The 14,161-nt window shown below is 67.0% G+C and carries 8 protein-coding genes; 3 read left to right on the top strand and 5 right to left on the bottom strand.

What is annotated here, in order from left to right; translation table 11 throughout:
- Positions 1-84 precede the first annotated feature (84 nt).
- Both ald and D2V04_RS14510 read left to right on the top strand, forming a co-directional pair.
- Entirely contained in the window at positions 85-1,200 is a 1,116-nt protein-coding gene (ald, locus tag D2V04_RS14515; RefSeq protein WP_119514442.1) for an alanine dehydrogenase, read from the top strand.
- A gap of 68 nt (positions 1,201-1,268) precedes the next feature.
- Positions 1,269-2,984: a sensor domain-containing diguanylate cyclase gene (locus D2V04_RS14510; RefSeq protein ID WP_119514441.1), complete on the top strand. Its 1,716-nt coding sequence runs from the start codon at positions 1,269-1,271 to the stop codon at positions 2,982-2,984.
- 1 nt (position 2,985) lies between these two features.
- On the opposite strand, the gene D2V04_RS14505 is transcribed toward D2V04_RS14510, so the two are convergent.
- Complete coding sequence (locus D2V04_RS14505) at positions 2,986-5,331, bottom strand: DNA translocase FtsK (protein ID WP_119514440.1); 2,346 nt, start codon at positions 5,329-5,331, stop codon at positions 2,986-2,988.
- 148 nt (positions 5,332-5,479) lie between these two features.
- On the bottom strand, positions 5,480-6,046 hold the full coding sequence (locus D2V04_RS14500; protein ID WP_228766468.1) for a thiamine phosphate synthase: 567 nt from the start codon (positions 6,044-6,046) through the stop codon (positions 5,480-5,482).
- A gap of 1 nt (position 6,047) precedes the next feature.
- On the opposite strand from D2V04_RS14500, the gene D2V04_RS14495 reads away from it, so the two are divergent.
- On the top strand, positions 6,048-6,710 hold the full coding sequence (locus tag D2V04_RS14495; protein WP_119514439.1) for a YggS family pyridoxal phosphate-dependent enzyme: 663 nt from the start codon (positions 6,048-6,050) through the stop codon (positions 6,708-6,710).
- Between the two features lie 59 nt (positions 6,711-6,769).
- Here the strand turns inward: D2V04_RS14495 and D2V04_RS14490 are convergent, their stop codons facing one another.
- From D2V04_RS14490 to D2V04_RS14480, 3 genes are all read right to left on the bottom strand, one after another.
- Entirely contained in the window at positions 6,770-9,523 is a 2,754-nt protein-coding gene (locus tag D2V04_RS14490; RefSeq protein WP_119514886.1) for a TonB-dependent receptor, read from the bottom strand.
- A 103-nt stretch (positions 9,524-9,626) separates the two neighbouring features.
- Positions 9,627-12,386, bottom strand: a complete 2,760-nt coding sequence (locus D2V04_RS14485; protein ID WP_119514438.1) for a [protein-PII] uridylyltransferase — start codon at positions 12,384-12,386, stop codon at positions 9,627-9,629.
- A complete protein-coding gene (locus tag D2V04_RS14480; RefSeq protein WP_119514437.1) occupies positions 12,383-14,080 on the bottom strand; it encodes a class I adenylate-forming enzyme family protein in 1,698 nt (565 codons plus the stop codon). Before D2V04_RS14480 ends, D2V04_RS14485 begins: the two co-directional genes overlap by 4 nt.
- Positions 14,081-14,161 lie beyond the last annotated feature (81 nt).

Genomic DNA, 14,161 nt, shown 5'->3' with positions numbered 1-14,161 from the left:
CGCCCGGCTCGATCGATCGGGGGAAGACAGCGCGCCGCGCGGTAGTTACAGACGCAACGGTGTCGGCAATGAGGAGTTTCATCCATGCGCATCGGCTGCCCCACGGAAATCAAGAATCATGAATACCGCGTCGGCCTGACGCCGGAAAGCACGCGCGAGCTGGTCGCGCACGGGCACGAGGTCTGGATCGAGAGCGGGGCGGGCAACGGGATCGGCGCCGATGATGCCGAGTATCGTCAGGCCGGCGCCGTTATCAAGGACGGGCCGGAGGCGATCTTTGCCGAGTGCGAGATGATCGTGAAGGTCAAGGAGCCGCAGGCGCAGGAGCGTGCACGGCTGCACGAAGGGCAGGTGCTCTACACCTACCTGCACCTTGCGCCTGACGCGCCCCAGACCGCCGATCTGGTCAAGAGCGGCGTGACGGCGATCGCTTACGAAACGGTAACCGGACCCAACGGTTCGCTCCCGCTGCTGAAGCCGATGAGCCAGGTTGCCGGTCGCATGAGCATCCAGGCGGGCGCCACCGCGCTGGAGAAAGCGCACGGCGGGCGCGGCGTGCTGCTCGGCGGTGTGCCGGGCGTGCTTCCGGGCAAGGTCCTCGTCATCGGCGGCGGCGTGGTTGGCTTCAACGCCGCGCAGATGGCAGTCGGGCTGGGTGCGGACACGACGATCCTCGACCGTGATCCGGCGGTGCTCGAGCGGGTCGGCATCCACTTCGAAAGCCGGGCCAAGACGCGCTTTTCGAACAAGGCGAACCTTGAGGATGCGGTCTGCGAGGCCGACCTGGTGATCGGTGCCGTGCTGATCCCCGGCGCCGCCGCGCCGAAGCTGGTCACGCGCGAGATGCTCAAGTGCATGCAGCCCGGCGCGGTGCTGGTCGACGTCGCGATCGACCAGGGCGGCTGTTTCGAGACGAGCCGCCCGACCACGCATGCGGAGCCCACTTACGTGATCGACGACGTGGTGCATTACTGCGTCGCCAACATGCCCGGTGCGGTTGCGCGCACCAGCACCTATGCGCTCAACAACGTCACGCTTCCGCATGCCTTGCAGATTGCCGAACTGGGCTGGAAGGAAGCGATGCGCCGCGATCCGCATCTCGCCGAAGGGCTCAACGTCCACGCCGGTCAGGTGACCTACAAGGCGGTGGCGGATGAGCTGGGGTACGAGTACCGGCCGATTGGCGAAGTGCTGGGCTAGCGCCGATTCGGGCCTCGCTGCGCGGGCGTTTAAGGCGAAGATAATAATTATTGCATAGCGCGCGGAGCATGGCTCGACATGCGCTCCGGGGACTGCTGGCGATTGTAGCCGCCGCGCTGGCGCTGCTCGCCGCGTCCGCCGCCCACGCGCAGCCGATCGCCCCCGCGTGCCAGGCCACGGCGACGCTGTCGTCCGATCCCGCAGGCGCCGGAGCGACGGCGCCGCACTGGCGCTGCGACGGGAGCATTGCCGACTACCGCGCGCCGCGCGCGCTGCTTCGCTTCGACCTTCCGCAGACGGGAGAGCCGCCGGCCTACTTCACGACGCGGGCGAGCACCTTTGGCCACATCGTCGTCTCGGTGGTGGATCGCGGAGGCGCAGTGCGCAGCGTGCGGTATGGCATGAGCGATGCGGAGCTGATCGGGAGCGGGCTGAACTTCGTTCTGCCACTGCCCCGGATCACCGAGAGTTCGGATCACGTCGTTGTCGCGATCGACGGGGCGTGGGTCGCGCCGGTCGTGTCGGACGGACGCCTCGTCACCTCGCCGGACGATGTGCGCTGGCCGCTCGAGACGATGCTCGCGCTGGCCGCTATCTGCGGCCTCCTGTGCATGCCGCTGCTGTTCGACCTCGCCTTCTACCGCATCCTCAAGGCGCCGTTCCTGCTCTGGCACCTCCTGTCCGTCCTGGGCATGTTGGCGTTGACGCTGGTTTCCTCGGGGCTGGTGCTGCACCTTGCCGACCTGACGCTATGGCAGGTCTCCCTGCTTCTGCCGCTGACGTCATCGATCGGAGTCGGCGCCGCAGCAGTGTTCGCCGCCGACTTGTTCGAGAAGGGATGCCTGCCCCAACGCACGCGCCGGCTCCTGCGCTGCTTCGCCGGGATCACCGCGGCGACTTCGCTCGTCCAGGCCACCAGACTGCCCATGCTCCGCGAGTTCGGTTCGGATGTCTTCTACTTCGCGTTCGTGCCGCTGATCGCGCTGTTCTCCCTGGCGCTGGGGCAGGCGGCCCTCCGCGGTAGCCGTGCTGCGCGGTATCAGTTCGTCGCCTGCATGCCGATATGGGCGATCGCGCTGGAGCGGATATTCACCAACCTCGGCTTCGGCGATGCCCCGCATGACCAGATCTTCGCCTTCAGCGCAGCGGTCGCGTTCCAACTGGTCGTCACCTCGCTCGGCGCGGCGGACCGTTTCATGATCCTCAAGCACGAGCGTGACCGCGCCCGCGAGCAGTCGCTCGCGATGGAAGCCATGGCCGAGCGCGACCCGCTCACCGGCCTGCTCAACCGCCGCGCGATCGAAGCGCGTTTCGCCGAGCTCCAGCGGCAGGGCTTCGATACGATGGCGCTGATCGATCTCGATCACTTCAAGCGCGTGAACGACACGCACGGCCACCAGGTGGGCGATGAGGTGCTGCGCGTCTGCGCCCGTGTGCTCCGCGCGGACGGCGACCGGGACGCGATCGCGTTGCGGCTCGGCGGCGAGGAATTCATGGTCCTGCTACGCGGTTCGGGAACGCGGCAGCGGGCCGAGCACTTGCGCCGCGCGATCACCCAGCGCGTCGCGGCCGATCTCGAAGGTCTCGACGCCCCCGTCACTGCGAGCATGGGCGTGATCGAGGTGCCGGCCGCGGGGCTGGAAGGCACGAGCTTTGCGGACCTCTACGCCCGGGCGGACAAGCTGCTCTACGAAGCGAAGGAAGCGGGCCGCAATCGCACGATGCACGAACGCCTTACCCTGTTCGGCGGCGGCGAGCGCGTGCACCGCGCGGCTGTCGCCTGATCTAGAGCGGATTCCCGTCGCGGTCGCGATAGATGTCGCGGCGGCCGACGTGGTTGGCCGGTCCGACCAGCCCGTCTTCCTCCATCCGTTCGATCCACTTGGCGGCCGTGTTGTAGCCGACGCCCATCTGGCGCTGGAGCCACGAACCGCTGGCCTTCTGGTTCTCGAACACGATCTGGCACGCCTGGCGGTACTTGCGTTCGTCCGGATTGTCGCTCGCGGTCAGTTCATCGTCGAAGCTGAAGCCGCCGTCTTCCGGTTCCTCGGTCACGGCATCGACGTATTCGGGCTTGCCCTGCGCGCGCCAGTGGTCGGCGACCGCCTCGACTTCCTCGTCTGACACGAACGGGCCGTGCACGCGCTTCATCGCGCCCGACGACGGCTTGTAGAGCATGTCGCCCTTGCCCAGGAGCTGCTCCGCACCCTGCTCGCCCAGGATCGTGCGGCTGTCGATCCGGCTGGTGACGTGGAAGCTGATCCGCGTCGGCAGGTTGGCCTTGATCACGCCGGTGATGACGTCGACCGAGGGGCGCTGCGTCGCCATGATCAGGTGGATGCCCGCGGCGCGGCTCTTCTGGCTGAGGCGCTGGATCAACACCTCGATCTCCTTGCCGACCGTGACCATGAGATCGGCGAGCTCGTCGACGATCAGCACGATCTGCGGCAGCGGCGTATAGTCGAGCTGCTCTTCCTCGTAGAGCTCCTCGCCGGTCTCGGGGTCGAACCCGGTCTGCACGCGCCGGCCGAGCGGCTTGCCCTTGGCGATCGCGGCCTTCACGCGCTCGTTGAACGAGTTGATGTTGCGCGAGTTGATCGAGCTCATCATGCGGTAGCGCCGCTCCATCTCCTCGACCGCCCACTTGAGTGCGCGGACCGACTTGTGCGGCTCCGTCACCACCGGGGAAAGCAGGTGCGGGATGTCGTCGTAGCTCTTGAGTTCGAGCACCTTGGGATCGACCAGGATCATCCGGCACTCTTCGGGCGTGAAGCGGTAGAGCAGGCTGAGCAGGATGCAGTTGAGGCCGACCGACTTGCCCGAACCGGTGGTGCCCGCCACGAGCAAGTGCGGCATCGCGGCGAGATCGGCGACGATCGGCTCGCCCGCGATATCCTTGCCGAGGATGATCGGCAGGTTGCCCTTGGCATTCGCGAATGCCTCGCACGCGGCGAGTTCCTTGAACGCGACCGTCTGGCGATGCGCGTTGGGCAGTTCGATGCCCATCACGGTCTTGCCCGGGATCGGGCTGACGCGGGCACTGATCGCGCTCATGTTGCGCGCAATGTCCTCGGCCAGGCCGACCACCCGGCTGGCCTTGATGCCGGGTGCGGGTTCGAGCTCGTACATCGTCACCACCGGCCCGGTGCGGACCGCGGTGATCTCGCCCTTGACGTTGAAGTCGTCGAGCACCGTTTCGAGCAGGCGCGCGTTGCGCTCCAGCGCAAGCTTGTCGAGCTTGGGGCCCTTGTCGGCGGGCGGTTCTTCGAGAATGTCGAGGCTGGGCAGCTCGTAGGCGGCGAACATGTCGCGCTGCGCGGGCTTGGCGGGCGTGGCCTTCCTCGGCGGCGCGGTGCGTTCTGCGATTTCGGGGCTGCGGCGAGGGGGGGAGGCGGTCTGCTCCGCGCCCTCGTCGTCATCGGTGGAAGGCCTGGCTTTCGCCTGCCGCCGCTGTTTCGGCAGGAAGGGAATGTCGGCCTGCTTCAGGGCGGGCGCGCGCTTGAGGAACAGCGGCAGGGTCAGCAGGGCGCGCCAGTCGATCGCGAACACGCGGGTCAGCAGCGCAACGCCCAGCGCAAGGCTGGCCAGTGCGATACCGAGGATCGCCCAGCCCTGGGCGCCTTCCGGCAGGCGGCTGGCGATCCCCTCGACGGCGGCCGCGCCGAGCAGGCCGCTGATCCCTCCCATCGAGGCAGGCAGCGCCCAGCCGGGCCCTTCGAACGCGAGCGCCAGCACGGTGGATAGCAGCACCATCGCCAGCAGCAGCATGCCGACCGGACGCAGCCAGTGCGTGTCGGTGTCGCGGTCCTCCTCCTCGACATCGCGCCACAGTTTGCGCGCGCCGATGTAGAGCAGCGGGAGCAGGAGCACCGCGCTGAGGCCGAACAGGAACAGCGCACGCTCCGCCGCCCAGGCGCCGCTCGCGCCCATCCAGTTGGCGATGTCCGTGCCCGAAGCGGCCGTCGAGGGGCTCGGGTCGGTATGCGTATAGCTGACCAGCGACAGCGTGAGGAACACGGCGGTCGCAAACAGCACGGCCGCGCCCACCATCTGCGCGGCGCGGCGCAGCGAGCGGCGCAATGCAGCGCGCCAGTCGGCTGTCGGCGATTTCCCGATTGCACGGGTGGCCATCGTCGTTCCCCTACTTCCCGTGAGTGCGGGCATCATGCGCCCGAGCGGACTCCTGCGTCAAGAATCCTGCGGCAGAGTGCGTATTTAACCGATATGGTTCGTTTTGTCAAGAGGGAACGCAGCCCCCTTCGTGATGCCCCTTCACCCGTCAGGAAAGCCCGTCGATCGCCGCCCAGCGCGGCCAATCGAGTTCCCGCGCGCGCGCCGCGGTCATTCCGCCGAGCGCGATCACCGGCATTCGGGCAAGCGCCGCCAGCGCGCGAAATCGCTCAGGGCCCAGCGCCGGTGCATCCGGGTGCGAGCGTGTGGCGAAGACGGGCGAGAGCATCACGGCGTCGGCGCCGATCGCATTGGCTGCCTCGATCTCGGCGCGGTCGTGCGCGGTGGCGATCCGCAGCCTCGGCCCGCCGGGTCCGATGCAGCCGGCCGGGCCGTAGAGGCCGTCCGCGCGCCAGCGTTCCGCTTCGCCGGCGCTGCCCGAAAGGATCGCCGCGTGCCCGCATCCCCGAGCGACCTGCGCCAGTTCCTCGAACCGCCGCCGCCTGGCGTCGGATGCGAGGTGATAGTGGCGGAAAACGAACCCCGAGCCTCGCGGCAGCGCGCGCAGCGCCTGCTCGAGCCGCGCATCGTTACGCGCGTCGGAGAGCAGCCACAGGTCGGGCAGGGGGGCAGGACGGGTCTGGCGTCGGGGCACGTGGACGCTATAGCGCGGCACGATGGAAAACCCAGAGACCCCGCTCGAACAGGTCCGCGCGAACATCGCGAAGGCGTGCAAGGTGGCGCGGCGCAAGCCCGACGACGTCACGCTCGTCGCGGTGAGCAAGACGCACCCGGCCGGCGCCATCGAACCGCTGCTGCGGCAGGGGCAGCGCGCGTTCGGAGAGAACCGCGTGCAGGAGGCGCAGGGCAAGTGGCCTGCACTCCGCGAGGCGAACCCGGCGGTGCAGCTCCACCTCATCGGGCAGCTTCAGTCGAACAAAGCGGACGAGGCCGTCGCGCTGTTCGACGTCATTCACTCGCTCGACCGCTCCAGCCTGGTGAAGGCGCTTGCCAGGGCCATGGACAAGGCGGACAAGCGCGTGTCGTGCTTCGTCCAGGTGAACATCGGGAGCGAGGAGCAGAAGGGCGGCTGTCCGATCGGCGAACTGCCGCAACTGCTGAAGCAGGCTGGCGAGGCCGATATCCCGGTCGCCGGCCTGATGTGCATTCCGCCGCTGGAGATCGAACCCGCCCCGTTTTTCGCCCTGCTCGACAAGCTGGCGCGCGACCACGGGCTGGACGGGCGCAGCATGGGCATGAGTGGCGATTACGAGACCGCCATCATGCTCGGCGCGACCCACGTGCGGGTGGGCACGGCGCTGTTCGGCACGCGCACGTAATGAAATGAAAAAGGGGCGCCCGAGAGCGCCCCTTCCTTCGTTCGTATCTTTGCTGCGCGTCAGAACTCGCCGCGCACCGTGATGCCGTAGGTCCGCGGCTCGGCGAGGAAGGCCGAGTAGGTCTGCTGTTCGGCAATGAACGGGGTGTTGAACGCGACCTGGGTGTAGTTCTTGTCGAACAGGTTCTGCACCCACCCTTCGATCGAGAAGCGATCGGCGATATTGGTTATCCCGACGCGGCCGTTGACGACGACGTAGCTGTCCTGCTCCTTGCCGTAGAGCAGGTCTGAGCCAGTGTTGTAATCGTCCGACAGGCGCGCGTTGAAGAACACGAGGCCACGCATCCCGCTCGAACCCAGCTCTGGCGTCCACGAGATCGACGAGGTCGCGACCCACTCCGGCGCGTTCGACATGTTGTCGCCCGGCAGGAGGCGCAGCGCCGGATCGAGCGGCGCACCGCTGTCGTCGCCGATCAGGTTGTCCTCGTAGCTCGTGTCGGAATAGGTCACGCCCAGGGTAACCGCGAGATCGCGGGCGGGGTTGAGCGAGCCTTCGATCTCGATGCCCTGCGCGACCACGCCCGGCTGCACGTTCTCGGGCGTGCAGGCGCCAGTCGCCGCGCTCCCATCGCGATCTGCTCCGCCGAGATCTTCCGAGCAGGCGTTGATGTTCTGGACCAGGAAGACCGAGCCGTTGAACGTGTTGAGCTGGAAGTTGGAGAACTCCTGCCGGAATGCGGCGACGCTCAGCCCGAATTCGCGGGTCGAGTACTTGGCGCCGATTTCGAACGCGTCGACCGTTTCCTCGTCGAACTGAAGCGCGCCGACGTCGATGGTGTCCGGGTCAAACAGAACCGGATTGGAAAGCGCCGAACGGTCGAGATTGAACCCGCCGGCCTTGTAGCCGCGCGAGTACGAGCCGTAGAGAAGGAGGTCCGGTGTCGGCTTCCAGCTCAGCACGGCGGTGCCGGTGAACTCGTCCTCGTCACGCGTGTCGCTGAGCGTTACCCCGTCGAGTTCCGAGGTCGAGTTGCCTTGGCACGAAAGCGAGATGATCCCGCCTGCCAGAGGGGCCAGCGCCGGCACGCCGAGCAGCCCGCCGAGAAGCGCGCGGTTCGTAGGGCAAACCGTGTTGTCGTTGCCGAACGCCGCATCGAAGTCCTTCGTTTCATTGGTGTAACGAAGGCCGAGAGTGAGATCGACCGTGTCGGTGACGTGGAAGATGTTATGCGTGAAGAGCGCGAAGTTCTTGCTCTTCTGATTGTAGACGTCGCCCGTCCCGCCAAGGTCGTTGAGTTGGGCGAGGTTGTCGAGACCAGCGAAGATGAGAGGCGTCGCCGGCCCGAAGGCACCGGCGCCGCCGTTCGCTGCGAGCAATACGGCGCGGCCGCCGGCGCTGAGACACCCGCTGCTGGTAGGCGAAGCGAGGGCCGGGTTGACCGCGTTGACCACACGGCACGGCGCGAACGCGCCGTAGTCCTCGCCGAACCGGAGATTGTCCCGCACCCGCAGCTTCTCGTTGGCGTAGAAACCGCCGACCAGCCAGTCGAGCCTGTCGTCGAACGCGCTGCCCTGGAGCCGCAGTTCCTGGGTAAAGGTCTTGAATGCGCGTGCCCCGGCGAAATCGCCCGGCTCACGGTAAAGGATGTCGAGCTGGGTGTAGTCGGTGTCCGACCCCTGCGTGTTGGAATATTCGCGATAGGCGGTGATCGACGTGAGGGTGACGTTCCCGAGCTCCCAGTTGAGCTCGCCCGAGATACCGTAATCCTCGGTCTCGCCCGCGTAGCTCCGCCCGGGGGTGACATAGATGTCGCGGTTGAACGTGCCTTGGGTCAGCGCCCGCGGATCCTGGCCGAGCGCGAGAAGGATCGGAATGATCGGGTTCTCGGTGCTCGTCAGCGCGGGTGTGCTCGTCCCCGGATAGTCGAACTTCGCCTCGGCCGAAGTGGCCGGCAGATCGTCGCTCAAACGCGCGAGCGGTGCGAAGTCGGTCTGCACGAAGGTCGAGGCGCAGCACGCCTCGTCCTTTTTCGAGTAGTCGCCGACCAGGCGGAAGCTGAGCGTGTCGCTCGGTTCGAACAGGAGCTGTCCGCGCACGAGGTAGCGGTCGCGATTGTTGACGGTCGTGTCGTTGTTGACGTCGTTGTAGAACCCGTCACGCTTGAAATAGACGCCGTCGACGCGCGCCGCAACCGTCTGGCCCAGCGGCACGTTTATCCCGCCTTCGACGCGGATCGCATCGTAGTTGCCGTAGGTGAAAGCGCCGTAGCCGCTCATCTCGAACTCGGGCGGGGCGGTGTAGATGCTGATCAGGCCGGCGGAGGCGTTGCGGCCGCCCAGCGTGCCCTGCGGCCCGCGCAGGATCTCGATCCGGTCGATCGGGCCGAGCTCGCTCAGCGCATTGCCCGAGCGCGAGCGGTAGACGCCGTCGACGAACACCGCGACCGAGCTTTCGAGGCCCGGGTTGTCGCCGACTGTGCCGATGCCGCGGATACGCGCCGAGCCGTTGGCCTCGTTGCCGGTGGAGGAGACGAGCAGCGAAGGGGCCACCTGGTTCAACTCGCGAATGTCGTTGGTGCCCGACTTCTCCAGCAATTCGCCGGAAACGGCCGAGACGGCGACCGGAACGTCGGCCAGCGACTGCTGGCGCCCTTGCGCGGTGACGACGATGACCGGGCCGGTCGCCTCGGACGCAGCTTCGGTTTCCGCGGCCGGTTCCTGAGCGCCGGCGTCCTGCGCGAGTGCCGCCTGGGGAAGCAATGCAATGCTTGCCCCGGCGAGGGCGAGCGCACGAAAGGATATCGTATTCTTCATGTTGTTCTCCTCCACCAAAACTTGACGCTTTCGTTAACGTGAGCAGGGGCTGGAGGAAACATCGTTTCCACGAACGACCGAATTCGGTCGCTCTGTGTTGCATTCACGTCGCTTCCAGCTCGGCCTGCCGCCGGTCGCTCGCGGCATCTAGGAGCGCGCTCTCGATCGCGGTGATGCGCTCGGTCGCCTCGACTTTCTCCCCCAGCAGATCGGTCACGTAGAACGTGTCCGCTGCACGCTCGCCGTAGGCGGTAACGTGCGCGGAGTGGACGACCAGCTGACAATCGAACAAGGCGCGGGCGAGCCGGTTGAGCAACGCGGGCCGGTCGCGCGCGTTGACCTCGACCACGGTGAAGCGGTTCGACGCCTTGTTGTCGACGATCACCCGCGGGCGCACGTCGAACGCCTTGGCGCGGCTGTGCGACAGCGGCCGCTTGGCCAGACGCGGGACCAGTTCGATGCGGTTGGCGAGCGCGTCGCCGATCGCGGTCTCGATCCGTCGGAGTTGCTCGGTTTCGTAGAACGGCTGGCCGTGCGGGTCCTGGACGAGAAAATTGTCGACCGCCCAGCCGGCGCGGGTGGTGTGAATGCGCGCGTCGATGATGTTCGCGCCCGCCAGATGGATCCCCCCCGCGATACGGTAGAAGAGACCCGGGTGGTCCGCCGCGATCACGCTCACCAGCGTCGCCCCGCGCGAGGGATAGACCTCGCAATGCACCGACAGGTCGTGCTGTTTGCGCCGTGCGGCAACGAACTGGCGCAAGTTGAGCGCGATGATGTCCTCGGGCTCCGCGATCCAGTAGGGATCGCCGAAATCCGCGGCATATTGCCCGACGAGTTCGGCATCCGCGCCCAGAAGCTCGCCGACGGCCTCTTTCTTCGCGGCCACCCGCTCCGTACGGCCGTGCCGCATATGGCCGAGCCGCAGGCGCTCGTGCGCCGCGTCGTAGAGCTCGCCGAGCAACTGCCGCTTCCAGCTGTTCCAGGTGCCAGGGCCGACCGCGCGGATGTCGACCGCGGTCAGGATCAGCAGGTGTTGAAGCCGCTCGACGCTCTGCACCTCGGCAACGAAGTCCTCGATCGTCTTGGGATCGGTCAGGTCGCGCTTGAAGGCGGTCGCGCTCATCAGCAGGTGCTGGCGCACGAGCCAGGCGACGAGGTCGGTCTCGTTCTCGCTCAGCCCGAACCGCGGGCACAACTCGCGCGCGACGCCTTCGCCGAGCACCGAATGGTCGCCCCCGCGCCCTTTCGCGATATCGTGCAGCAGGACTGCGACATAGGCGGCCCGGCGCGAGGCCAGCTTGTGGATCAGCCGCGTAGAGCGTGGATGATCTTCGGCCAGTTCACCCTTTTCGATCCGGCTCAGCAGCCCGATCGCGCGGATCGTGTGCTCGTCCACCGTGTAGTGGTGGTACATGTCGAACTGCATCTGCGCGTTGACCTTGCCGAAGTCGGGCACGAAGCGGCCGAATACGCCGGCCTCGTTCATCCAGCGCAGCGCGGTTTCGGGGTCGTTGCGCCCTGCGAGGAGCTCGAGGAACAGCGCATTGGCGCGCGGGTCGTCGCGCACCTCGGCGGTGATGAGGCGCGAATCGCGATCGGCCTGACGCATGGTCGCGGGCTCGATTTCGAATCCCTCGGCCTCCGCGATCCGGAAGATTTCGATCAGCCGCACCGGATCCTTGCGGAACCAGTCGTCGTGCGGCGCACCGATGCGGCCTCCGAACACGCGATAGCCTTTGAGGCTGCGGGGGCGGGCCTTGAATCCGGCGAGTAGGCCCTTGCGCGCGTGCTTTTGTGCGAACTGCTCATCGATATGGGCAAGGAACACGCCCGTCAGGCTGCCGACCCGTTTGGCCTGGAGGAAGTAGAACTGCATGAACCGCTCGACCTGGCTCTTGCCCGGGCGGTCGACGAAGTTCATCCGCATGGCGACCTGCCGCTGGAGATCGAAGGTCAGCCGGTCCTCGGCGCGGCCGGTGATCATGTGCAGGTGGCAGCGCACCGCCAGCATGAAGCCTTCGGCGCGGCGGAAGCTGCGATATTCCGGCGCGGTCAGCAGGCCGACGTCGACCAGCTCCGCTGCGCTCCTGACCTTGTGAATGTATTTCCCGAGCCAGTAGAGCGTCTGCAGGTCGCGCAGGCCGCCCTTGCCGTCCTTGACGTTGGGTTCGACGACGTAGCGGCTATCACCCATGCGCTTGTGGCGCGCGTTGCGCTCCGCCAGCTTTTCGGCGACGAACTGGCGCTCGGTGCCGTTCACCACTTCCGCCCAGAAGCGCCGACGCGCTTCGTCGTAGAGCGCCTGGTCGCCCCAGACGTAGCGTCCTTCGAGCAGCGCGGTGCGGATGGTGACGTCTTCCTTGGCCATGCGCACCATGTCGTCGGGGGTGCGGCTGGAGTGGCCGACTTTCAGCCCCAGGTCCCACAGCAAGTAGAGCATGGCTTCGATGACCTGCTCGCACCACGGTGCGCGGCGGGTGGGGGTGAGGAAGGCGATGTCGACGTCCGAATGCGGCGCCATCTCGGCCCGGCCGTAGCCACCGACCGCGAGGATCGCGAGCCGTTCCCCTTCCGAACGATTGCCGACCGGATAGACGTGCTCCACCACGTAGTCGTGGATCAGCCGCACCATCTGGTCGATCAGGAAGGCATGGCCCGCGACGCATTCATGGCCGGCGTGAGGTTTGGCCTCGAGCCGCCGGCGCAGTTCCTCGCGGCCCTTGTCCAGAGCATCGCGGAGGGCTTCGACCACCCCGTTGCGGGCGTCCGCCCCCCGATCCTCCACCAGCCCGGCGATTGTTTCAGCCAGGGCGCGCCGGTCGAGGATCGCGCGCTGCTTGGGGACGCGGACCTGGTTCAAGCGTCGAGCAGCTCCTTTCCGAACGCCGCGCGCACCGCACGCTTGTCGATTTTCTGCGTGCCGAGCCGGGGCAGCGGCTCCTCCGCCTGCCAGATGCGTTCCGGGATCTTGAACGGTGCGAGCCGGCCGGTGAGGAATTCCCGCAGGTCCTCGGGCGTCAGGGTGCAACCGTCCTTGCAATAGTAAACCGCCGCGGGAACTTCTCCGAACCGCGGATCGGGCAACCCGAAAACCGAGCATTCGGCAACGGCATCGTGCCCGTAGATCGCCTGCTCGACGTCGATGCACGAGATGTTCTCACCGCCGCGGATGATGATGTCCTTCTTCCGGTCGACGATGAAAAGATAATCGTCCTCGTCGAGGTAGCCCAGATCGCCGGTGCGGAAATAGCCGTCATCGAAGAACGCGGCGGCTGTCGACGCGTCGTCCTTCCAGTAGCCGCGGAAGTTCGCGATCGAGCGGATGCAGATCTCGCCCACCGCGCCCTGCGGCTGCGGGCGTCCGTCGTCGTCGAGAATGGCAAGATCGACCAGCGGCCGGCTGGGGCGCCCGGTCGAACCGGGCTTGGCCATGTAGTTCTCGTTGAAGTTGCCGCAGCCCACGCCGTTGGTCTCGGTCAGGCCATAGCCGAGCAGCGGGAAGCCTTCGGGGAAGGCCTCCTTGATCTTGGTCACGTGGTCGACCGGACGCGGCGCGCCGCCGGCGGCGAAGCTCTTGCAGGCGGTGAGGTCGAATTTATCCCGCTCGGGATGCGTCGCGATCTCGTAGCTCATCAATGGCACGCCGACGAAGTAGCTGACCTTCTCCTCCTCCATCAGGCGCATGGCCTCGCGTGCGTCCCACTTCGGCATCAGGACCAGCTTGCGCGCGATGGCGTAGCTCTGGAGATAGAGCGGGACTTCGCCGGTGACGTGGAACAGCGGCACGGCGATCAGCGCGCAAGCTTGCCCGGCCGGCGCGTCGCCACGCTCGGTGAGAAGCTGCGCGGCCATCGCGCTCTGCGAGACGTAGCTCATCGTGCCGTGGACGACGCCCCGATGGTCGGACCACGCGCCTTTCGCCTTGCCGGTCGAGCCCGAGGTGTAGAGGATCGTCGCGAGGTCGTCCGGCCCCAGTTCACCGAGCATGCGCATGGCGACGTCGCCTTCGCCCCAGATCGGCGCAAGCCCTTCGGACGGCGGCAGATCGTGTGAGATCGTGACGATCGTGGCCGGGTGATCGGTCCCGTCCAGCCGCCGCGCCCGCTCCTCGTCGGCCAGGACGAGCGAGCACTCGGCGATGCGCACGCCGTAGGCGAGTTCCTCGCCCGTCCAGAACCCGTTCAGCAGGGTGGCGCAGCCGCCGCCCATGATCACGCCCATGTAAGCGACGATCCAGTTGGCCGAATTGCGCGCGGCGATGCCGATGCGGTCGCCCTTCTTCATCCCGTGCTGTTGGACCAGACCGGCGGCGACATGGCTCGCGGCCGCCCAGCATTCGCCGAAGGTCAGTCTGCCGCCGGCGTCGACGAGGAAGGGCAGGTCCTTATGCTCGTTGCAGTAATGCGCGAAATAGTGCGCGAGCGTCGGCGGCGCGTTCTTGAACGCGGGGATCGTGCGGCCGAACTGTTCGAACGGCTCGGTCTCGAACGGCATACCCGGCCCGGTCAGCACGTCCATGATCCGCTCGAGATCGTCGTCCAGCTCGCTCGGCATTCGTTTTCTCTCCTCTCGCCATTGGCCTCGCGGTTCGGCTGCGATAAAATCGCTCCGGCCGCCTGAACGCAGGGTTTAACC

The sequence above is a fragment of the Pelagerythrobacter aerophilus genome (assembly GCF_003581645.1).
Classification (GTDB): Bacteria; Pseudomonadota; Alphaproteobacteria; order Sphingomonadales; family Sphingomonadaceae; genus Pelagerythrobacter; species Pelagerythrobacter aerophilus.
The sequence above is the reverse complement of the archived record's forward strand: the minus strand, read 5'-3'. Positions and strand labels throughout refer to the sequence as shown.

Coding starts and splice junctions, on each gene's coding strand:
- D2V04_RS14490 (WP_119514886.1), bottom strand. CDS start 9,523: ATGAAGAATACGATATCCTTTCGTGCGCTCGCCCTCGCCGGGGCAAGC.
- D2V04_RS14505 (WP_119514440.1), bottom strand. CDS start 5,331: ATGGCCACCCGTGCAATCGGGAAATCGCCGACAGCCGACTGGCGCGCT.
- D2V04_RS14510 (WP_119514441.1), top strand. CDS start 1,269: ATGGCTCGACATGCGCTCCGGGGACTGCTGGCGATTGTAGCCGCCGCG.
- D2V04_RS14480 (WP_119514437.1), bottom strand. CDS start 14,080: ATGCCGAGCGAGCTGGACGACGATCTCGAGCGGATCATGGACGTGCTG.
- D2V04_RS14495 (WP_119514439.1), top strand. CDS start 6,048: ATGGAAAACCCAGAGACCCCGCTCGAACAGGTCCGCGCGAACATCGCG.
- ald (WP_119514442.1), top strand. CDS start 85: ATGCGCATCGGCTGCCCCACGGAAATCAAGAATCATGAATACCGCGTC.